The sequence below is a fragment of the Thiothrix sp. genome (genome assembly GCF_028714775.1).
Lineage (GTDB): Bacteria > Pseudomonadota > Gammaproteobacteria > Thiotrichales > Thiotrichaceae > Thiothrix.
Map to the genome: position 1 here is coordinate 17749 of NZ_JAQTLS010000003.1, position 20692 is coordinate 38440.

Below are 20692 nucleotides of genomic sequence, written 5' to 3' on the forward strand. Positions count from 1 at the left end.
CATCCTTGTAGCCAGCAGACAGGCGGTTATGTATCTGCATTATAGACTTTTGCGGAATGGGAAAGTTACAACAAAGTGAAGAATTCGACAGGCGGAAAAGCCAAGAAAGAGAAAAGTGGCGACCCTACGGGGATTCGAACCCCGGTACTCGCCGTGAAAGGGCGATATCCTAGGCCACTAGATGATAGGGTCGCTGTTTGAACCTACAACACTGCCAGTGTGAGCAATGTTTAATAAAAAGTGGCGACCCTACGGGGATTCGAACCCCGGTACTCGCCGTGAAAGGGCGATATCCTAGGCCACTAGATGATAGGGTCGCTGTATAAAACTACCTAAACTTACTTGCCGTCACCCCGAGGGGAAAACAACACGACAGTTGACAAACCGGCAAACAAAATTAAGAAGCCGAGTGGTACAACCATCAAAAACATTTTCGCCAGTTCGTCTTGTTCTGCGAACATAAAACCAAACCCTAATACAAGTCCGGCAATGGTTAGCACTAAACCCAGAATCAAACTGTAACGACCAATGCGATCCATACTAAAACCTCTCGCATCAATCAAATTTTGGTGGAGCTAAGCGGGATCGAACCGCTGACCTCTACAATGCCATTGTAGCGCTCTCCCAGCTGAGCTATAGCCCCACGGCGAAAGAGAGGCGAATTCTGAAGGAACCCGCCTTTCCTGTCAAGAGGCTTTTAATGAATTTGCAAAAATTGCTTTGTGCACATCGCCCAAGCTAATGATGCCCAATAACTTGCCACCTTCGACCACTGGAATACGGCGGATTTTCTGCACGCACATCATGGAAACAGCTTTCATAACGGGCATATCGGCAGTCGCAGAGGCTACCAACCGGCTCATGATGTCCCCTGTTTTTAACGACAGCGCATCACTGTAACTTTTTTCCATACGCTCAAAATCAGGAACGCCTTCTTCTTTGGCAACATCAGCGATGTCCGGGAACATTTTCCGCAGCACGTCTTTTTCTGACACAACGCCAACGACATTATTATTGTCATCAACAACAGGCAAGCCGCTGATTTTATTAAAGCACATGATTTCCACAATATCGCGTACTGGCGTGCTTACTTTGGCGGTTTTAACGTTTACATTCATGATGTCTTTGACTTTCATGCTTTCTCCTCTCTATACGGATTGTAATGTATCCTCGAACCGGGGCTTGGGGCAAACCCACGCTATGCGCCTGACCGTTAATTTTAGCCAGACGCTGCATGAACATAACACGAAAATACCCCCACAACCATACTGACCTTTAGGGATGGACTACCCAGTGGCAGCACTAGCCCGGATAAACTGCACAGCTTGCTGGATTCGCGCCAAACTGCGTTCACGACCGATCAGTTCCAGCGTGATTTCCAGCGACGGCGAAGAGCTGCCACCCGTTACCGCAACGCGCAATGGCGGGCCGACTTTGCCCAGTTTCAGCCCCAACTTTTCACAGGCTGCTTGGATCGCGGCATGGATCGGTTCGCCTTTCCACTCAGCCAAGGCTGCCAGTTCATCATGCACCACTTGCAAGTTAGCGGCAGTGTCGGCTTTGAACTGCTTTTGGACAGCGGTTTCGTCGTAAGCGCTGAAATCTTCGTAGAAGTAGCGGCTCATGGCGACCATTTCCACCAGTGTCTTGGCGCGGTCACGTTGGACGTTGATCACGTCTGCCAGTGCCGGGCCATTGCTGGTATCCAGTGCTTGGGTTTGTAAATGCCACTGCAATTGGGCTTCCAACTCTTCCACGGGCAAGGTTTTGAGGTAGTGCTGATTCAGCCACAGCAGTTTGTCCGCATTGAAGGCAGCGGGCGCACGGTTGATGGATTCCAGCGAGAAAAACTCCACCATCTCTTCACGGGAGAAAATTTCTTGGTCGCCGTGTGACCAGCCCAGCCGCACCAAGTAGTTCATCAAGGCTTGCGGGGTGTAACCGTCATCGCGGTATTGCATCACACTGACCGCACCGTGACGCTTGGACAAGCGTTGCCCATCGGAACCCAAAATCATCGGTACGTGCGCGAATTTCGGCGGCTCAAAACCCAAGGCACGCATGATATTGATCTGGCGCGGCGTATTGTTGATATGGTCATCGCCCCGGATCACGTGGGTAATGTTCATGTCAATGTCATCCACCACTACCGTGAGGTTGTAAGTGGGCGTGCCGTCGGAACGCGCAATGATCAGGTCGTCCAACTCGGCATTGCTGACGGTAATTTTACCCCGGATCAGGTCGTCGAATTCCACCGCGCCGTCTTGCGGGTTACGGAAACGGATGACCGGCTGGATACCTTCCGGCGGCGTTTCATCCTGACGTTCACGCCAGCGCCCGTCGTAACGCGGCTTTTCCTTGCGTGCCATTTGCCCTTCGCGCATGGCTTCCAGCTCTTCCTTGCTGCAATAGCAACGGTAGGCGTGACCTGTGTCGACCAATTGCTGGATGATGGCTTTGTAGCGGTCGAAGCAATGCGTCTGGTAAAACGGGCCTTCGTCGTAACCCAGCCCTAACCAATCCATGCCTTGCAGGATGGCATCCACGGATTCTTGGGTGGAACGTTCACGGTCGGTATCTTCAATCCGCAGGATGAAAGTGCCGCCCATCTTGCGGGCATACAACCATGAAAACAATGCGGTACGTGCGCCACCAATATGCAGGTAGCCAGTCGGGCTGGGAGCAAAGCGGGTTCTAACGTTCATGTCGTCCAATTCTTGATCTTTACGAAAGTTGTGAAGTTTAACAGTTCACCCGAGTGAAACATACCTTAAGCCTAACTGAATGAAAAATGAGCAAATCATTCAGTTGCAATTCAGTACGCCTGCGTATACTTGGCAACTGTTTAAGGGCTAAAGGGGTTAGAAGAATAATAACAGGGGCTGCACCCCTTCTTTTTATTAAGTAGGCACTCAAAGCGTCCAATAATAATAACAAGCTTTACCTATTAAAAGCCTTCCTTCGGGAAGGCTTTTTGCTGTTCAGGCTCCGGCAAAATGCGCCGCCAACTGCAACAACAGCCACGCATACACACCTGCCAACAAATCATCCAGCATGATACCTAAGCCACCGTGTATCTGACGGTCAGCAATGCGCACAGGCCACGGCTTCCAGATGTCAAACAAGCGAAACAGTGCAAAACCTAGCGCAATCCAAACCCAGCCTTGCGGCGCGGCAGTCATCGTCAGCAGGAAACCAGCGAATTCATCCCACACGATCCCGCCGTGGTCATGCACACCCAAACGCCGCGACGATTCCCCGCAAAGCCAGATGCCCACCACCGACATCACTGCCAGTACCAGCAAATACTCAAGCAAGGATAAATGTGCCAGCAATAAATAGAGCGGAATTGCTGCCAAAGTCCCCATTGTTCCCGGTGCTTTCGGCGACAAACCACTGCCGAAGCCGAAGGCCAGAAAATGCACGGGCGAACCCAAAACGGTACGGCGCAAGTTGTTATCCACTAAGGTTTTCCCCATTACAAATCAATCGTCGTTAACGGCGCACCCCGCATGGCTCCACGCCATACCGGGTCAAGTGGTTCGCCCTCAAAACAAGAAGTCATCACCAAGAGGATTGCCCCATTGCCTGCCGCAGCAATCAAGTTTGCCTGCAATTTCAAAGTATCCATGCTGGCGAGGTGGATGTGTTCCACCACCAACAAGACTGGCTGGTTCAACAGGCATTCCGAAGAACCGCTGACGAATTTCTGTAAAGCCGTATTATCCCCAGCATTGGCAAAATCGGGAATTTGGCGGCGGCAACAAGAGAAACCCCGTGAACCCGCCAATTCAATCATGGCAGTGACCAGCTCCGCTTTTTCGGCGGCATGTTCCCCCCGGAGCAGAAAACCTTGCCCACCGATATTATCCAAAATGCCGTCAATGGCAGTTGTGAACCAATAGAGGATGCGCTCGCGGTAAGATACCGGATTTCCTGCCGCAGTCAGCGGGCTAACATCCAGCCTACAGGATGGGCGGCGGCAGGTTTTTTGCGGCTCGGGCTTCGCCCCAATAAGTGCAGGCTCGTCCCCCTCCCTTCCCAGCAATAATTCATCATGCAATGCCTGGGTCAAGGGATCAGGGGCAACCCCCAATTCGCGTTGCAATACGGTGCGGCAGCGCCTGTACCAGCGCAATGCCGTGGCATAATTTCCCAAGCCTGCGTAAGCCCTCATCAAGGCGCGGTAAGCGCTTTCCTGTAAAGGGTCAATGTTCAGCAACCTTACCGCAACGTAACTAGCCCGGTCATAGTCTTGCAGTGCCAGCAAACTTGCCAAACGCTGTTCAATCGCGGTGGAAGCCCGCACGCTGTAATTATTGCGGTAGCTTGCCAGCCATTCGTCAAACGAATCCGAGTGCGGGTTGCAGCCTTCCAGAAACTCCCCTTTGTACAACTCAATAACTTCGTCCAATGATGCGTCGTCGCCTCGCGCCAGTGCGGCATTGAAACGCACCACGTCAACATCCATCTGTTGGCTATCAAGCAGCAACCAATCTTTGGTCGCGTGCAAAGGGCCAGTGTCATCAGGCATGATTTTGCGCAATTCCCCCAAAGCTTGGCGCAAACTGTGCCGCCCTTGCACTTCATCACTGTCAGGCCATAAAACCGCAGCGAGCTTTTCACGGGGATGTTGTTGGTCGGGGTTAATTGCCAGCCACGCAAGCAACGCCTTGGACTTACGGGCGCTCGGCATGACCAGTTCACCGCTGGCTTTCACCAAACGAAAACCACCAAACAACATTAATTTAAATTTTTGCATCCGCTTTTTTGACTTTGACTATCGGTTGACGCAGGGAGGGTATCCTGCGCCCATTCGGAAAATTGTAACAGATGTAAACGAGGTGCTCCCCATGAAAAAAATGCGCGGCTTTGCCGACCCCATTACCCTTGGCTTTATCCTGACAGCGCTGATTGCTGGTGCTGGCGTGAACACTTCCACCAAACCAACCGACAAGGTGCAAGCCGCCCAACCGCAAGTTGCTTCCGTGAGTACGCAACGAGCGAAAGTAATGCCTGCGCCCGTCATCATTCCAACCAAACTCAAAAAATAACCCTCAACAGCGTGCGTTGAGAAAGCGGACTTTCGCGTTGGCATCGCGTTCGTATTGGGGCAGTGTGTAGTTGCCACCATTGCCCTCTATCCGCTTTAACAAGCGCTTCATGTAATCCTGCAAGGCTCCCGCTTGCTTGTAGCGTTCAAGCGCGGGGCGTGAAAGCGTCAAGATGGAGCCAATGCGCTGGCGGCATTGCGCCGCGCCACATTGACAATTCATCGTCCAATCTGTCGGCGCAACCGTTGTTGAATAGTCGAAAGTCAGCTCTTCGCCTTTGCGGATGTCCCTTAACGCGAACAATTCGCTGGTGCGTTTTACACCGCAATTGGGATCGCAGTTGTGGTTGAATGAGCGCAACAGCGCATCCAAATCAAGGTAGGTCTTTAGCCCGATTTGCAGCGGGTCGTCCCTACGCTCCTCACCTTGGCAGATTCGGTCAACCACGAGGCTGAGCGAGATGCGTTCCCCACCGAGGGTAGCCACGATTTGCCCAGACGCAATGTCTTCTTCCGCGAAAACGCCAGTGCCGTACTTATGTGTGTTATCCACCCGTAATTTCGGGGTTGCAAGTCTCTTTTTCACGGTATTCCTCCTGCTGATACGTGAACGTTTTTCAATCACTGCGGTCATAGCTAACAGTGAACACATCACTGCTGAGGTTTACATCCTCAACCCACAGTATCGCAATACCGTTGAAACGTTTGAGTGGGATGTAGTAAGGTTCAAGGAAGAAGGGATTGGGCGGTTTATTTTACGCTATCAAGGTTTCGACCAGCTTTAGGGGCTTCCCATCTTGCTACTGCCTGCTTACAATTAGCTCAAATAATAACCATTATAAACACACATAGGAGGCTTGCTATGTCTATATTCGCTATATGCACCATGGTCGCAATCCAAGCGGCGCTCATCACCCATTTGATCCGTAAGCACCGGCGCTTGTACTGGCTGCCCGTCATTGTGTGCCCGCCCGGTATTGGTTGCGTAGCTTACGTGTTCACCCAAGTGTTGCCAGATGTAGAGTTCTAACGGGGCAAACACCGCGCTAAAAAGCTACCAATCTGCGGGTCAAATAGTTACCATTTGCTACGTTTGACTTGCGGGACGTATTCAATGAAATTTATCAAACCCTCACGTAAGGTGGTGGCCTTGCTGTTCGTCGCCTTACTGCTAGGGGCACTGGTGTTCGCCCTGACAGGCGCATACAAACGTGCTGACGCGGTGACAAATGGCATTGCCAGCCGGATGATGACAGAAATCGGCAAGATCGTGATACAACGTACCACCACGATTTTGCAGTCCACGGAAACACAATTAAAAACCGACGCCGTGCTGACCCAATACACCAACGGGACAGCCTTGCCGGATGCCCACACCTATTGGTTGCCACTGTTCTGGAAACAACTGGAACTGAACCCGCAGGTCAGCGCCATTTACATCGCCGACACCCAAGGCAACTTCATCAAGGCTGACCGCCTGCCGCGCTGGGCAACACGGGTATTAGATACCCGAAGCGGTACGCCGCTTGAGAAACGGGTGTACCGGCAAGCGGATTACTCGGCATTGGCACACACGGAAACCCCCATCCAATACGATCCACGCACCCGCCCGTGGTATGCCAGCGCCAAAGACGGCAAACCGGGAACCGTGTACTGGTCGGGCATCTACCGTTTTGCCTCGATTGATGCGGTGGGCATTACCGCCTCCATCCCGTTTTTCGATACCCAAAACAAGCTGGCGGGCGTATTGGCAGCAGACATTACTTTGCAAGGCTTGTCCGATTTCCTCTCGGAACAGGCATTCGGCGACCATGACGTAGCCCTGATCATCAACGCCCAGCAGGAATTGGTGGCTTACCCCACCCGCCTTGGACTCGATGCCGCCGCCACGGCTGCGCAACAGGCCGGGCGCTTACCAACCCTTGCCATGCTCGACCCCGAACAAGCGTGGGTTAACGAAGCATACCAGCGGCAAACACAGGGGCAGCAAGCGCAGCCCTTCGCGTTCAACGGCGACAGTTACATCCCGGTCGTGATGGATTTCCCTAACCAACCGGCAGGCTGGAAATTACTGGTTGTCGCGCCGGAAGATGACCTGCTGGCGGGAGCCAACCGTTCCATTGCAGAAAACCTGACCCTTTCCTTATTTGCCTTATTGCTGTTTGGCTTCATCCTGTACGTCACCTTTGGGCGGGCATTCAACCGCAAGGATAACGCTGCATGAATCCGCAACAGGAAACGCAACTGGCACAAGCCTTGCTGAACCTGCAACAGACCCTCCAGATGCAGCAGGCGCTCCAGACCCAAACCGTCAAGCGGGTAAACCTGCTGTACCGGATTTCGTTCATCGCGTTCACCGCGTTAGTGTTCAGCATGTCGTTGATGGTGGCAATCATGGCATTCAACTTGCCCGGTTTGACCACCGCCATCGGCAAGATGAATTCGCATTTCACCCGTATTACCAATGACATGGAATCCATGCGCCGTAACATGGACAGTATGCGCCAGAACGTTGCCGCCATGCCCAACATCGTGCGTGACATGGATGCACTGTACGGCGACATGAGCCACATGAGTGGCAATGTCACTGCCATGAATGGTTATATGTCGCAAATCAATGGGCAAATGAACCGCATGGCCTATAACGTCACGGACATGAACCAATCGTTCCAAACCATGGATCAGAGCGTCGGGCAAATGCGCCAAGACGTACACCACATGGCAGCGCCGATGCGCCTGTTCAATTCCATCAACCCCCTTTGGTGATGATCATGAAAGACACCCCTACTCTGGATCAGGCCATCACCGCCATTGCAGACTTGGAACAACAGGTGCAAGCCGCGCAAGATGCGATTGCAACCGAACACCGCAAAGCCAACCTGACCATGCGCGTGGTGCTGGTGTTGCTGGCCTGCATGGTGCTGGCAAACCTCCAGTTCGTGTACATGCTGACGGCGGAATTCCGCACCGTGGTTAAGGATATGGTCGCCATGTATGAACACTTCGGGCGGGTTGCCGACCGCATGGACGTAATGACGACTTACATACAAGCGATGGAACAGGACATGCGCCTGATGCCGGTGATGCGCGAACAAATGACCCTAATGAGCGCGGATGTTGCCAATATGTCCGGCAATATGGCGAACATGACCCGTGACATGGGCAATATGCAACAGCAAGTCGGCACGATGGACAATGGCATGGGTTCCATGAGCCAGCGCTTCCACAACCTTAATAGCAATGTCGGCAGCATGGGGCGCAATGTGGGGGATATGGCGGATACGGTTCCGTAATCGGCGGCAAATATCCCTATCATCAAGCGGCTAATAATTTCACCGCTCGCAGTTGTTCGTGGTTATAATGTTGGGCAATACCCTATGAGCCGATTTGTTCACGCACAATTGCCGAGCTATGTTGGATACCAATACCCCTGTCCGTTACATTTTCCTGAGCCACAATAGCACTGATAAGCCGGGCGTTGAGCGTCTTGCCGAACTATTGGAAAGCCGCCCACTTGCCAAAGCAAACAATGTCAAAGTTTGGCTGGACAAAAACAACCTACAACACGGTGTCCAGTATACGAACCAATTTGCCGAACATATAAATCACCCCAATACCTGCGCTTTCCTGTTGTTCATGCCGCGCGACCCGATTCGCCCTTATGTTCAATATGAAATCAATATTGCCCTTGACCGACATTTACGTGATCAGGCATCCGGTAAACTGTTCCCTATCCTGCCTGTTTATCCGGGCGCGTGTTCTGGGAGGGTGGAACTTCCAGCAGCTATACGCACCTTCAATTACCGGGAATTTGTGGATGACGATCTGCAAAAAATGGATGCCATCATTGCAGATGCCGTTGGTGAACAACATCCATCTGTAGGAGCCAGCCCTGCTGGCGACCTGACAGAAGAATCGCCAGCAGGGTTGGCTCCTACAAGAGAGAAAAAAGAAGGGTATGACGTATGGCGTTCCTTTGTGCTGGAACAACACGGCAATAACATCCGTGCAGAGGATGATGATGGCAATGTCATAACCGCGCCGCTGGGTGGCTACCAAGGCGTTGAAACTAGCCCAGAACAGTTACGCCCGCTCGCCAAGGTATTGTTGGGCAATCAAGCGGTTGATGGGGTAAAAGGCCGCTTGCGCATCATGACCAATGATCCTCTGCTGGCAATGTTACCGTGGCAACGCCTACCGCACCCCGTGACGGGCAAACCCTTGTTGGAATGCGGTTGGATGCTTGAAACCGGCCCAGTGCAGGGGCGCAGTTACCGGACAGGCTTTACCACCATTGCGCCGCATACACCGTTATTGGTCATCCCCTCAGACCGTAAATACCAAATCGCGGGCGATAAACATTATGCGCTGGTGCAAAGCTATCTGGATGCCCATCTGGGTATTCACAGCCTGATTCCGCGTGTCACCAACCCACAAGCATTGCAACGCGAGTTACGCTTACACCAGCCTGATCTGCTCTATATCTATGCCCGCTTCAACGGTGAACAAGTGGAACTGGATGCAGGGTTAGATGGAGAAGAACAAGTTTCCCTGCAAACCTTGGGCGAATGGATCACGCAAGCGGACATCCACCCCGTGGTTGTTATCAACCTCATTGGCAGGACACTGACAAGCTACCCACAAGCCTTGGTAAAATCTTCACGGCTGGTCTGGATTCAAGCCACTTCGCGCATAAAAAGGCTCAACGATCTGGAAAAAAATCTGGCTCATGTGTTGGAACACACCTCCCGCCACCATGACCTGACCAGCAGCATCATGCGCCAAGATGCCTATGACCATTTGGGGATGCAAAACCTGTTGTGGCTCAGCGGGCAGACCCCGTGTTTGGATAGCAATACCCAACACAAACGCTCGCAACAGTTACGTGCTGCTCTGTTAAAAGTCATGCTAGGGCGCAAGGTACTGAAAAACCATCTAGCCAGCGAAATCCACGAACACCTGAGCCAACGTATCCCCTTGAGTGCTTATGCCATCACCGGAACTGCTGCCGCCTGCCCGCATGATGTCCCCGCCCAAGTCCAACACCGCCTGCAATGGGAGGGCAAGGAACGTAACCTGCCGATCATGCAATTTTACTTCCACATCAACATCGAACCCTGTGACGACATCGCCAGTTTGCTGGACAACACCGTCACTGAAGGGCTTCTACACGGCACAGATGACGCAGAAGACATCCTCGAAGGGGAACTGAAACGGCGCGGACTACAACAACAAGACTGCTGCATTACCCTAAACTGGTTATTTCATGTGAGTGCTGGGCAAGAAGACGCAATCCCCCTCTGGCTGACGAACTGGGGTGCACTGGTCTGCGAATATTTTAGCCCCAACAGAATCAAGTTGGAACGTGCCATACTTGTCAACGCGGTTTGCATGGAAGTACAGACTGAAAACATTGCTCAAAGTGTACAAAGCAAAACCAACAAGGAACTGCGCAAACTCCGTAACGGCGCAGGGATGATGCAACCCATTATCTATGAAGATGCACTCGGCAAACTAAAACCATATGAAATCAATGACTTTTTAGAGTCAAGCCAGCGCTACTGGTACAACGAACTAAAATTGACACAACACGCTATTGACCCGTGGGACTTTGCCGAATGGATTGCCGAACAAACTGGGGGACTATTTGAGGACACCGTAACCCTGATCTGGAAACAATACCAACGCAACTATCAGGAATACCGCAACCATGCATGACCCTTTCCACATCATCAACAAACCGGCTGACTGGGCAACGCACGACCGTGAACACCTGCCCGGTAAACGCCAAGCCTTAGCCGCCAGTGCCCCCATTGCCGATGAACGCAATTTGGATATATCGGCGGAACGTTTCCGGCCTTCGCAAGAATTGCTGAATGCCATCAACGCAGCATTGGCGGCACGAGTCCCCCTATTGCTGACCGGCGAACCGGGGACAGGCAAAACGCAGGTGGCGTGGTTCATCAAACGCTTTTTCCAAGTTCCCTTGTTTGCGTATCAGGTGCATTCCAACAGCCAAGCCAGCGACATGCGTTACGACTTTGATGCGGTTGCCTATTTGCGGGATGCATATCTGGCACGGCATGGGGGAGAAATATCGGGGGAATCGCCTGCTTGGCAGGCTCCTACAAAACCTACCGCCTCTGCTGGCGATCATTCCCCCGACCCGCGAGCGCAAAAGCGTTATTTGAAACCGGGCGCATTGTGGAATGCCTATGAATGCGACAGCGAATGCGTGTTGCTGATCGACGAGATCGACAAAGCGCCGCGTGACTTCCCCAACGATTTGCTGCAAGAGCTTGACCAAAACCGTTTTGAGCATCCCTTCCACAAGGGCGACTATGTGGTGCGCAAAGGTGCGCCGCCCATCATCATTGTCACCAGTAATGGCGAACGGCGTTTGCCGGATGCCTTTTTACGCCGTTGCATGGTGCATCACATTGCGCTGAACAAGGAATTGCTAGTCGAAATCATGCAAGCATGGCAAAGCCAGTTCCCGCGTTTGGATGAGGCCACCCGCAAAGCAGCACTGAAACGTTTCAACGACATCCGCGAGATCAACCGTTTGAGCAAGAAACCGGGCGCGGCGGAATTGCTGCTATGGCTGAGTGTGCTGTCGGCACAGGGGGTGAAAGTGGAAAAGCTGGCGGATACCGTGGCCTTGAAAGAGTTGCCCGCGCTGATGTGTTTGATTAAGGATCATGCGGATTATGTCCACCTTGGTGGGTGAGCCACGCATCCCCGACCTCGACATGCTGCTGGAGCACATCTGCCTGCGTGGCATCCCGGTTGGTGCGACAGAATTGCAACGGCTGCAAAGCGTATTCACCCGTGCGCCCAGCCTGTCACGGGTGGAATTACTTGGTTTGCTGCAAACCGTGTTGGCAAAAGATGAGGGGCAGCGGCGTACCCTTGAACGCTTGTTTGAAACCCTTGTACCGTTTGAGGGCAATGACGCGGGGGAACCGCCTGCATGGCAGGCTCCTACACACACCTCCCCCACTTCCCCTGTAGGAGCCAGCCCCGCTGGCGATCTTTCCGATGAAACACCGACCCAAAAATCCCGCAAACCCCTAAACATCGGCTATCTCGGCCTCGGCATCCTATTGCTGATCCTGCTGCCCTTGCTGACACTCACGCTGCACCAATCCAACGAAAGCAAAAACGAGAATTCTACTACCCAAACACTGCCCACATCGCCACCTGTCGAACCCAAACCCAAAGGCCATGACGATAAGCAGAAAACCGGGCACGAACTCCAACTGCTTGACACCATTGACCTTTGGATACCCACTATCACTATCACCCCGGTTGACCCACTGCCGCGCATCCTACCGCCACTCACGCTACTGATCGGAGCAGGACTTGGCTTTGTCTGGCTGCTGCATCAAGCAATCCAACGCACCCGTGTGCGCCAGCCAGAACCACCGCGAATTCTCTATAGCGGACGTTTATTTTTACCAAACCCGAAAAATTTGCCAGCGTTTCATTTATTGAACATCGAAGCACGCCGGGAAATGGGTTTGGGTATCAGCCAATACTTGAGTGGACAATTACTTCGGCAACTTGATCTTCCCTCCAGTGTCGCGGCAACAGCCCGCAGCGGTTTACCCAGCATCCATTTCCGTGCTGCCAGCCGCGAACGGGAAGTGTGGTTATGGCAAGATCAAAGTAGCAACAATCCCGATTTGTCGCGCTTGGCAGCAGAAATTACTGCCACCTTGAAAGCGGTGAAAATTTTTGTGCAGCTTGGTTATTTTCACGGTTTCCCATCACAGGTAATCAGCACTCAGGGGGAAACCCGTTGGTCTATCCGTCATGAATACCCAGAAAACCAGCCACTGGTGGTGGTACTGAGTGATGGCAACAGTTTGGCGCAAATGGATACTGCACAAGCGGATGAAAAGCACACCACCTTCCGCCAGTTAAGCCACTGGGCGAATTTGTGCATGGTGGATTGCAGCCCACAACCGGGGGAATTGTGCCGACAACTAAAACCCTATGCGCTGAAATGCCTATTGCCGCAAGACGTATCCGGTTGGTTGGCACGGCAGGGCAGCAGCCGCGAAACCAGCAGCAGCGTGTGCCCGCTGGATGAATTGCACCGCTGGGCAATCGCCTGCGCCCTGCCCGACCGCCCGTTGATGGAAGCGGAAATCCGCGCTTTGCATGAAGCCTTGCGGCTGGATTGCGCGTGGCAGTACCACAACCTCAAACGCTATGCGCGGGAAAGCGGCATGGGGTTTGATTTTGCGGGGCAACGCCACGGCTTGTTACAGGACTTTGCCCAAATGGCGCGGGCGGGCAATGAAGATGTGCAACGGACGGTAGCATTCTGGTTGCGGCGCTATGCAGACATTGATGCGGAATTGGGGGAACGCGAAACGGTGCAGCGCCCGTGGAAGGAGAGTAAGCGGCAGCGGTTGTTGGCGTTGGAGGTGGCGTTAACCAAGTTGTGGGATAGGGAAAATAATATTCCCACCACCTCCCCAGTAGGAGCCAGCCAAGCTGGCGATCCTTTCGATTCCGCTGCCACCATACTCTACGACCTGCATAGCCACAGCGAATTGCGCAAAGAGGTGGAGCGCAAGTTAGGGGCGTATGCGTGTTTGGATTGGCCTGCGTTGCCATCCGCCGACGACAAGTGGGTTCGTTTACCGTTTCATTGGGGGGATTTACCAGCCAAGACACGCAAGCAGTTGTTAGCGGCGGGGTTTGGGGGCAAGGCGGAAAATTTGCCGCTGGATTGGGATAAAACCACGGGGGTGTTGTTGGGGGTATTGGCAGGGCTGGCACTTGGTGGGCTGGTGGGGAGTGTGCGGGCAGTGATACCACTCGCACCGAGGGTTGAGGTGCAATTGAATTCGGCGGAACCTGCTAAAAAAATCCAGTATCTGGCGGATGGCAAGCTGCTGTTGGGGACAGCGAAAGCGGGGGTGATTGAACAAACCGTGCGTGAAGATGAGATAGCGCGGGTGAAGTGGGAACGGCAAGCAAACCAACCAGCCCGCTTGCCCGTAGGGCTTGGCAGTGAACTGTGGCGATCAGGGGAACAAGCAAAACCTTCACGCCCCAGTGTGCAAGCTTGGCCTCAAGCCTCGATTGCGGTGATTGCCGCAGACCCGAAAGACCTCAAGGCGCAAACACTGGCAGCAAAACTGTTGGACAATGGCACGGCTGACCAAGTGCTGTTGGGCAATGGTTGGTACGGGCATCACGCAAAGCTAGTAGCACAATGGGCAGGGTTGCCGGATACCCAATGGCTGTACATCGGAATGCCTGCCAAGGATTTCACACACGGAGCGCACATAGCCTATTTCGATATGTCGCCAAGTGAATTGCTCGGAAAATTGAAGCAAGCGGGAATCCACAAGGCAGCGGATTTGCAGGGCACTGGTGTTGAGGGCAATCCCCGCTTGATTGGACTTATGCCAGACAAGGATAGCATTGACCTCTCGCAAGGCATAAAGCTGCTGCCGATTGCGCGTGGCAGTTTCCAAATGGGCAGTGACAAAGGTGCTGGTGACGAAAAACCTGTCCACACCGTCAACATCAACCATGATTTCTGGATGGGCGCTACCGAAGTGACATTCAATCAATACGACGCCTATACCGAAGCTGCTGGCAAGGAAAAAGCGGATGACTCCAGTTGGGGACGTGATACCCGCCCGGTTATCAATGTATCGTGGGACGATGCGCAGGGCTATGTGCAATGGTTGACCAAAAACAATGGGCAAGGCTTAAGTTGCCGCTTACCGACTGAAGCAGAATGGGAATATACGGCACGGGCAGGGACGACGACGGCTTATTTCTGGGGTAATGACATTGGCAAAAACAACGCCAATTGTGATGGTTGTGGCAGTCAATGGGACAACAAACAGACCGCCCCGGTAGGCAGTTTCCTCGCTAACAAATTAAGCTTACAAGATATGCACGGCAATGTGTGGGAATGGGTGCAAGACTGCAAACATGAGAATTATCAGGGTGCTCCTGTTGATGGCACGGCATGGGAGTCTGGCGGCGACTGTGGTCGCCGTGTGTTGCGCGGGGGGTCGTGGTACTTCAATCCCGCCTACCTGCGCTCGTCCAACCGTCTCGACTACTCGCCCGTCCTCCGTAACCTCGACCTCGGTTTTCGTGTGGTTTGCGTCCTCCCATCAACTGAACGCTGAATGGGGAATCGCGAGCATGGCTCGCTCCTGCAAAGAAGCGGGTCATCTCCCCCAACAAACGTGCGGGCACATTCCCGTGTAGGAGCCTGCCATGCAGGCGATTCCCCATCACGCACCCCTAGGACGGCACCTTCCCGTGTAGGAGCCTGCCACGCAGGCGATCCATCCCCACAAACAAAGAGGCGGCACACCGTTCACCCAGCAACATTTGCCTGATTTCGGCGTATTCCCTACCCTCTGGCAACGTCGACCACAACAATATACGCCATGCCCAAAACCGAACACCACAGCCAAACCCTGCGCCAAGGCCGGGTTTCCATCCCGAACCAGCTTTATTCGATTACCACCGTCACCCGCGAACGCATCCCTGTATTTGAAGCGTTAGACGCCGCCCGCAGCCTGATTCAAGTCTTGCGTGAGCATGAAATCAACGGCGACGCCAAAACCCTGTGCTTCGTGGTAATGCCAGACCATCTGCATTGGCTCATGCAGCTTGGGGAGAACAAAAGTTTATCCGCGACGGTGCAAAGCGTGAAATCCATCACCAGCAAATGTTGCGGCTGGGCGCTATGGCAGCGTGGATTTCATGAACGGGCAATCCGATGGGATGAGGATATTGCAGGTGTGGCACGTTATATTATCGCCAATCCGGTACGGGCTAGCTTGGTGGGGAGTGTGTGGGAATATCCGCATTGGAACGCGGTTTGGGTGTGAGATGGGGAGTCGCCTGCGGGGCAGGCTCCTACAGGGGGATGTGCCGCACCCATCCGTTGGGGAAGATGCCCCGCCTCTTTGTAGGAGCGAGCCATGCTCGCGATCCCCCCATTCAGCGTTCAGGTAATGGGAGGACGCAAACCACGCGAAAACCGACGCTGCCGTCACGGAGGCCAGGCGAGTCATCCCGGAAGGACGAGCTCACGCTGGCGGGATCGTTGTCCAACGCCCCCCCGCGCACCACACAGCGACCACAGTCGCTACTTTCCCATGCCGTGCCATCGGTGGGTGCATCCGTATAATCATCATGCCAGCAGTCCTGCACCCACTCCCGTACATTGCCATGCATGTCCTGCAAACCAAATTTATTGGCCTTGAAACTGCCTACCGGGGCGGTCTGTTTACTGTCCCATTGACTGCCGCAACCATCGCAATTGGCGTTGTTTTTGCCAATGTCATCACCCCAGAAATAATCCGTCGTCGTCCCCGCCCGTGCCGCATACTCCCATTCCGCTTCGGTCGGCAAGCGGCAACTTCCCCCGATTTCCTTTGACAACCAATTCACATAACCCTGTGCATCATCCCACGAAACATTGAGCACCGGACGGGTATCGCGCCCCCACTCTTCATCGCCGGGAGATTCGACACTAATCCCGTTCTGATCCATCAGCCAGACGTAGTAATCGTATTCAGCAAAAGTGATTTCGTGTTGACTCATGCGGAAAGGTTGCTTGATTGTCACGGCATGGATGGGTTTTTCAAAATCATACATCGCACTACCCATCTGAAACTCACCCGCCGGGATTTCCACCAGCGTCGGCAACGGCACAAACCCCAACCGCCATAAGGATTGATCATCCTGCGCCCACCACCACGCTACCTGCCCTGCGATCCCCACGATCACCGCCAACAAAAACACCCCCAGCCGCCACCCCCAATATTTCCAGCAACGGCGACCTGTAAAAGAATCACCAGCACGGCTGGCTCCTACAAATTGGGAAAAGATGTCAGCCTTAATGCACCCCGTTTGCCACCACGCGACCAGCATCACCAACGCCGCCAGCACAAACACCACCCACGCAGGCAACGGTTTATACCCCAACAGCAAAAAGCTACCACCCACGCCCACCAGCAGCCCAAGCAGCGACAACAGGGCACGGCTACGCTTGCCCCCTCCCCTGACAAGGGGAGGGCTGGGGAGGGTTTTCTTTCCAAAGGGGTTCTTAAACATCTTCATAGCCCACATTATGTTCGGCAAGCCCAACCAAGAGCAACACCGCCCGAACGCTCCCCCTTCACAAAAGTAGCTTTTCGCCCCAAATACGGCTATATTTTGCCCTACACTCCCCCATACGAAGCCAAGACCAACAACGATAGCCAATGAAAATCATACGTATTTTGGTTATTTCCAACATCGACGCGCTGCGCAGCAACCTTGCCAACACCCTACGGGAAGCGGGGTATGAAGCTGAGGAAGCAGATACCGCAGAAGCTGGTAGCAAAATTGCGTTGCTAAAGCCTGTCGATGCCGCCATTGCGGGGCCTTGCCTGCCACCCGTAAGCGATGAAGTCACCCTGATCAAAACCATCCGGCAATACGACTTGTGGTTCCCGATCATGGCGGTCAGCAGTTGTGAACGTTGGGCGCACATCTCGAATTTATTGACAGCGGGCGCGGATGAATATTTGGCGGAACCCTTCCCCACTGCCACGCTGTTGCTCCGACTGGAAAAGCTGTTGCAGTCCAGCCCGCGCCGCCAGCCGCAAGAACTCAAGCTGAATACCGAATTTGGCACAATCCGGCTACACAATCTGGGGCAACTGGTTTACATCAACGACAAGCCCACCACCGTCAGCAGTTACGATTACCTGAGCCTAAAATGCATCGCGCAAAACTTGGGGGAAAACGGCCTGACACCGCACGCACTCGCCGACCTCGCTTCACACCCCTGTGACCGCAATATGTTTGAATCAGCGGAATACCTGCTGCAACGCATCAGACCGTAAAATGGCAGGCGACCTGCCGCTCCCCTAATTGACGCAATGCTGGCACTTGTTCCCGGCACACGGCTTGCGCCTGCGGGCAACGTGGATGGAATACACAACCGGAAGGCGGTTTCAGCGGCGAAGGCAATTCCCCTACCCCCACCGTGATTCCCGCCAAACGTGCTTTTTCCTGCTGCGGATCAGGCAAAGGGATCGCCGCCAACAGCAAGCGCGTGTAAGGGTGCAATGGCGCGGCATACAACTCTGCGGTCGTGGCGATTTCCATGATGCGCCCCAAATACAGTACCAATACCCGGTCGCACAATTCGCGCACTACCCCAAGGTCGTGGGAAATGAATAGCAAAGTCAGCTTGTGTTCGCGCTGCAAATCCGCCAGCAAGGCCACGATTTGCCCCCGGATTGACACATCCAAGGCACTAACTGGCTCATCGCACAGGATCAGTTGCGGCTCCACCGCCAATGCCCGCGCAATGCCGATGCGCTGGCACTGCCCGCCGGAAAATTCATGCGGGTAACGGTTACGCATGGCACTTTCCAGCCCCACTGCCTGCAACAGCGCGTCAGCCCGTGCGCGGATCGCCGCTTTGCCCCATTCTGGGCGTAAGGCTTGCATCGGCTCTTGCACACAATCGCCCACCGTCATGCGCGGGTTGAGGGCATCCAGCGGGTCTTGGAAAATGCATTGCACGGCGCGGCGGAAGGCTTGCATCGCGGGCTTGTCGCGCACATCAAGGGAATTGCCTTGCCAATGGATTGTGCCTTGCGCGGCGGGGACGAGTTGCAGGATGGCACGGGCAAGCGTGGATTTTCCGCACCCGGATTCGCCGACAACACCCAAGGTTTCGCCAGCGTGCAGCTTAAAGGAAACATCAGTCAGCGCCTGCAACACCTGCCCAGTTTTCAGGCTGAAACGCACGCTACAGTTTTGCACCGCAAGTAAAGGCTGCGGCACTTACGCATCCATCCAGATCAGGCAAGCCATGCGCCCGGTCTGCCCGTCACGGCGATAGGAAAAGAAGCGTTGCGCATCGGTGTAAGTACACAAGTCGCCGCCAGAAATGGCACTAACCCCAGCAGCAGCCAAACGTTGGCGGGCAAGCAGGTAGATGTCCGCCAGCCATTTACCTGCATTGGCAGAAGGCTGGAACGCCGCTTGCGCCGCCGGATCGTGCTGCATGAAAGCTTCACACACTTCCGCACCGACCTCAAAGGCTTGCGGGCCAATCGCAGGCCCTAACCACGCCAACACTTCAGTCGGCGGGCAATCCAGCTTGGCAAGCGTTTGTTCCAACACCCCGGCTTGCAAACCGCGCCACCCGGCATGGGCAGCCGCCACGCGCGTTCCGGCCTTATTGCAGAACAGCACCGGCAGGCAATCTGCCGTCATTACCACGCACACCTGATTTTTGCGCAAGGCCACCGAAGCATCGCCCGTCGGGTAACACGTTCCCACATCCATGCCGCACACATCCACACCGTGTACCTGTTGCAGCCACAACGGTTCGGTGGGGAGGCGCAGCACATCACCCACGATCATACGATTACGCGCAACAGCATACGGGTCATCGCCGACGTGATCGCCGAGATTGAGGCTAGCGAAAGGGGCAACGCTGACACCGCCTTGACGGGTAGTACAAACCGCGCGGACATTGGCAGGCGCAGGCCACTCGGGGGTAAGCCAGTGGGGGTTCACGCTTTCAACCATTCTGCGACTTGCTTGGCGTAATAGGTCAAAATGCCATCTGCTCCAGCGCGTTTCATCCCCAACAAGGCTTCCATCACGCACGCCTTTTCGTTGATCCAGCCATTCATGCCCGCCGCTTTCAACATCGCGTATTCACCGCTGACGTGGTAGACGTAGGTTGGGGCTTTGAATTCATCCTTCACGCGCCGCACGATGTCGAGGTAAGGCATCCCCGGTTTCACCATCACCATATCCGCGCCTTCCTGCAAGTCGAGCGCGACTTCCCACAAGGCTTCGTCGGAATTGGCGGGATCCATCTGGTAGCTGTATTTGTTGCCGCCCTTGAGGTTAGCCGCCGAACCGACCGCATCGCGGAACGGCCCGTAGAAACTGGAGGCATATTTGGCGGAATACGCGAGGATACGCACATTCAAATGCCCATGCTGCTCCAACACGTCGCGGATTTCGCCGATACGCCCGTCCATCATGTCGGAAGGTGCGACTATATCCGCGCCCGCTTCGGCATGGGAAAGGGCTTGCTTGACCAGCGCGGCAACGGTCTGGTCGTTGAGGATGTAACCGTTTTCATCCATCAGCCCATCCTGCCCGTGGGAGGTGAACGGGTCGAGTGCCACGTCAGTAATGACGCCGAGTTCCGGTAGTGCAGCTTTGAGCGCCCGCACGGCACGTTGCGCCAAACCGTTAGGGTTCCACGCTTCTTCCGCCTTGTCGGTTTTAGCTTCTTGCGGGGTCACGGGGAAAATCGCCATCGCCGGGATGCCAAGCTTGGCAGCTTCTTCGGCCTCTTTCAGCAGCAGGTCGATGCTCAGGCGCTCAACACCGGGCATGGAAGTGATGGATTCGCGCTGGTTTTCCCCTTCCAGCACAAACACAGGCCAGATCAGGTCATTGACGGTCAGCACATTTTCGCGCATCAAACGCCGGGAAAAATCGTCGCGGCGCATACGGCGCATACGGGTGTAGGGGTACATTCCGGGGTAGTTAGCCATTGCAAGCCCTGCTCGTGGATAAGGAAGGCTTATTTTGCACGCTTGGGGGCAG

20 protein-coding genes and 3 tRNA genes are annotated in these 20692 nt (G+C 54.3%); 10 read left to right on the top strand and 13 right to left on the bottom strand.

Annotation, left to right across the window (positions count from 1 at the left end; all coding sequences use genetic code 11):
• Positions 1–116: 116 nt before the first annotated feature.
• From PHE17_RS03020 to PHE17_RS03055, 8 genes are all read right to left on the bottom strand, one after another.
• Positions 117–192 (bottom strand) — tRNA-Glu (locus PHE17_RS03020).
• Between the two features lie 49 nt (positions 193–241).
• A tRNA-Glu gene (locus PHE17_RS03025) sits at positions 242–317 on the bottom strand.
• Between the two features lie 21 nt (positions 318–338).
• Entirely contained in the window at positions 339–539 is a 201-nt protein-coding gene (locus PHE17_RS03030) for a hypothetical protein (RefSeq protein ID WP_301014338.1), read from the bottom strand.
• 28 nt (positions 540–567) lie between these two features.
• A tRNA-Ala gene (locus tag PHE17_RS03035) sits at positions 568–643 on the bottom strand.
• Positions 644–686: 43 nt separating this feature from the next.
• Complete coding sequence (locus PHE17_RS03040; RefSeq protein WP_301014339.1) at positions 687–1136, bottom strand: CBS domain-containing protein; 450 nt, start codon at positions 1134–1136, stop codon at positions 687–689.
• 150 nt (positions 1137–1286) lie between these two features.
• The gene (gene gltX / locus PHE17_RS03045) at positions 1287–2705 is read right to left on the bottom strand and encodes a glutamate--tRNA ligase (RefSeq protein WP_301014340.1); all 1419 of its coding nucleotides are present in this window, start codon (positions 2703–2705) and stop codon (positions 1287–1289) included.
• Positions 2706–2981: 276 nt separating this feature from the next.
• Positions 2982–3479 carry a phosphatidylglycerophosphatase A gene (locus PHE17_RS03050; protein WP_301014341.1) on the bottom strand — a complete coding sequence of 166 codons (498 nt, stop codon included), beginning with the start codon at positions 3477–3479 and terminating at the stop codon, positions 2982–2984.
• Positions 3479–4762 carry a BTAD domain-containing putative transcriptional regulator gene (locus PHE17_RS03055; RefSeq protein WP_301014342.1) on the bottom strand — a complete coding sequence of 428 codons (1284 nt, stop codon included), beginning with the start codon at positions 4760–4762 and terminating at the stop codon, positions 3479–3481. The genes PHE17_RS03050 and PHE17_RS03055 overlap by 1 nt, the downstream gene beginning before the upstream one ends.
• A gap of 91 nt (positions 4763–4853) precedes the next feature.
• Here PHE17_RS03055 and PHE17_RS03060 point away from each other — a divergent pair, with 91 nt between their 5' ends.
• Positions 4854–5054, top strand: coding sequence for a hypothetical protein (locus tag PHE17_RS03060; protein WP_301014343.1), 201 nt, complete (start codon positions 4854–4856; stop codon positions 5052–5054).
• Positions 5055–5057: 3 nt separating this feature from the next.
• On the opposite strand, the gene PHE17_RS03065 is transcribed toward PHE17_RS03060, so the two are convergent.
• Positions 5058–5639, bottom strand: a complete 582-nt coding sequence (locus PHE17_RS03065) for an SET domain-containing protein-lysine N-methyltransferase (protein ID WP_301014344.1) — start codon at positions 5637–5639, stop codon at positions 5058–5060.
• A 276-nt stretch (positions 5640–5915) separates the two neighbouring features.
• Here PHE17_RS03065 and PHE17_RS03070 point away from each other — a divergent pair, with 276 nt between their 5' ends.
• From PHE17_RS03070 to PHE17_RS03105, 8 genes are all read left to right on the top strand, one after another.
• Positions 5916–6083 carry a hypothetical protein gene (locus tag PHE17_RS03070; protein WP_301014345.1) on the top strand — a complete coding sequence of 56 codons (168 nt, stop codon included), beginning with the start codon at positions 5916–5918 and terminating at the stop codon, positions 6081–6083.
• Positions 6084–6167: 84 nt separating this feature from the next.
• Positions 6168–7277: a cache domain-containing protein gene (locus PHE17_RS03075; protein WP_301014346.1), complete on the top strand. Its 1110-nt coding sequence runs from the start codon at positions 6168–6170 to the stop codon at positions 7275–7277.
• Positions 7274–7819 carry a hypothetical protein gene (locus PHE17_RS03080; RefSeq protein WP_301014347.1) on the top strand — a complete coding sequence of 182 codons (546 nt, stop codon included), beginning with the start codon at positions 7274–7276 and terminating at the stop codon, positions 7817–7819. Before PHE17_RS03075 ends, PHE17_RS03080 begins: the two co-directional genes overlap by 4 nt.
• A 5-nt stretch (positions 7820–7824) precedes the next feature.
• Entirely contained in the window at positions 7825–8346 is a 522-nt protein-coding gene (locus PHE17_RS03085; protein WP_301014348.1) for a hypothetical protein, read from the top strand.
• 118 nt (positions 8347–8464) lie between these two features.
• A complete protein-coding gene (locus tag PHE17_RS03090) occupies positions 8465–10771 on the top strand; it encodes a toll/interleukin-1 receptor domain-containing protein (RefSeq protein ID WP_301014349.1) in 2307 nt (768 codons plus the stop codon).
• Positions 10764–11783: a MoxR family ATPase gene (locus PHE17_RS03095; RefSeq protein ID WP_301014350.1), complete on the top strand. Its 1020-nt coding sequence runs from the start codon at positions 10764–10766 to the stop codon at positions 11781–11783. Before PHE17_RS03090 ends, PHE17_RS03095 begins: the two co-directional genes overlap by 8 nt.
• Entirely contained in the window at positions 11764–15225 is a 3462-nt protein-coding gene (locus PHE17_RS03100; RefSeq protein ID WP_301014351.1) for a formylglycine-generating enzyme family protein, read from the top strand. The genes PHE17_RS03095 and PHE17_RS03100 overlap by 20 nt, the downstream gene beginning before the upstream one ends.
• 267 nt (positions 15226–15492) lie before the next feature.
• Complete coding sequence (locus PHE17_RS03105; protein WP_301014352.1) at positions 15493–15939, top strand: transposase; 447 nt, start codon at positions 15493–15495, stop codon at positions 15937–15939.
• A 112-nt stretch (positions 15940–16051) separates the two neighbouring features.
• Here PHE17_RS03105 and PHE17_RS03110 read toward each other — a convergent pair whose 3' ends face one another.
• Positions 16052–17170, bottom strand: a complete 1119-nt coding sequence (locus tag PHE17_RS03110) for a formylglycine-generating enzyme family protein (protein ID WP_301014353.1) — start codon at positions 17168–17170, stop codon at positions 16052–16054.
• Positions 17171–17319: 149 nt separating this feature from the next.
• On the opposite strand from PHE17_RS03110, the gene PHE17_RS03115 reads away from it, so the two are divergent.
• Positions 17320–17946, top strand: a complete 627-nt coding sequence (locus PHE17_RS03115) for a response regulator (RefSeq protein WP_301014354.1) — start codon at positions 17320–17322, stop codon at positions 17944–17946.
• On the opposite strand, the gene PHE17_RS03120 is transcribed toward PHE17_RS03115, so the two are convergent.
• From PHE17_RS03120 to hemB, 3 genes are read right to left on the bottom strand one after another with little or no spacing between them, the layout of a single operon-like run.
• Positions 17936–18898, bottom strand: a complete 963-nt coding sequence (locus PHE17_RS03120) for an oligopeptide/dipeptide ABC transporter ATP-binding protein (protein WP_301014355.1) — start codon at positions 18896–18898, stop codon at positions 17936–17938. The genes PHE17_RS03115 and PHE17_RS03120 overlap by 11 nt on opposite strands.
• Positions 18899–19651, bottom strand: coding sequence for a peptidoglycan editing factor PgeF (gene pgeF, locus PHE17_RS03125; RefSeq protein WP_301014356.1), 753 nt, complete (start codon positions 19649–19651; stop codon positions 18899–18901).
• Positions 19636–20640: a porphobilinogen synthase gene (gene hemB / locus PHE17_RS03130; protein ID WP_301014357.1), complete on the bottom strand. Its 1005-nt coding sequence runs from the start codon at positions 20638–20640 to the stop codon at positions 19636–19638. Before hemB ends, pgeF begins: the two co-directional genes overlap by 16 nt.
• Positions 20641–20692 lie beyond the last annotated feature (52 nt).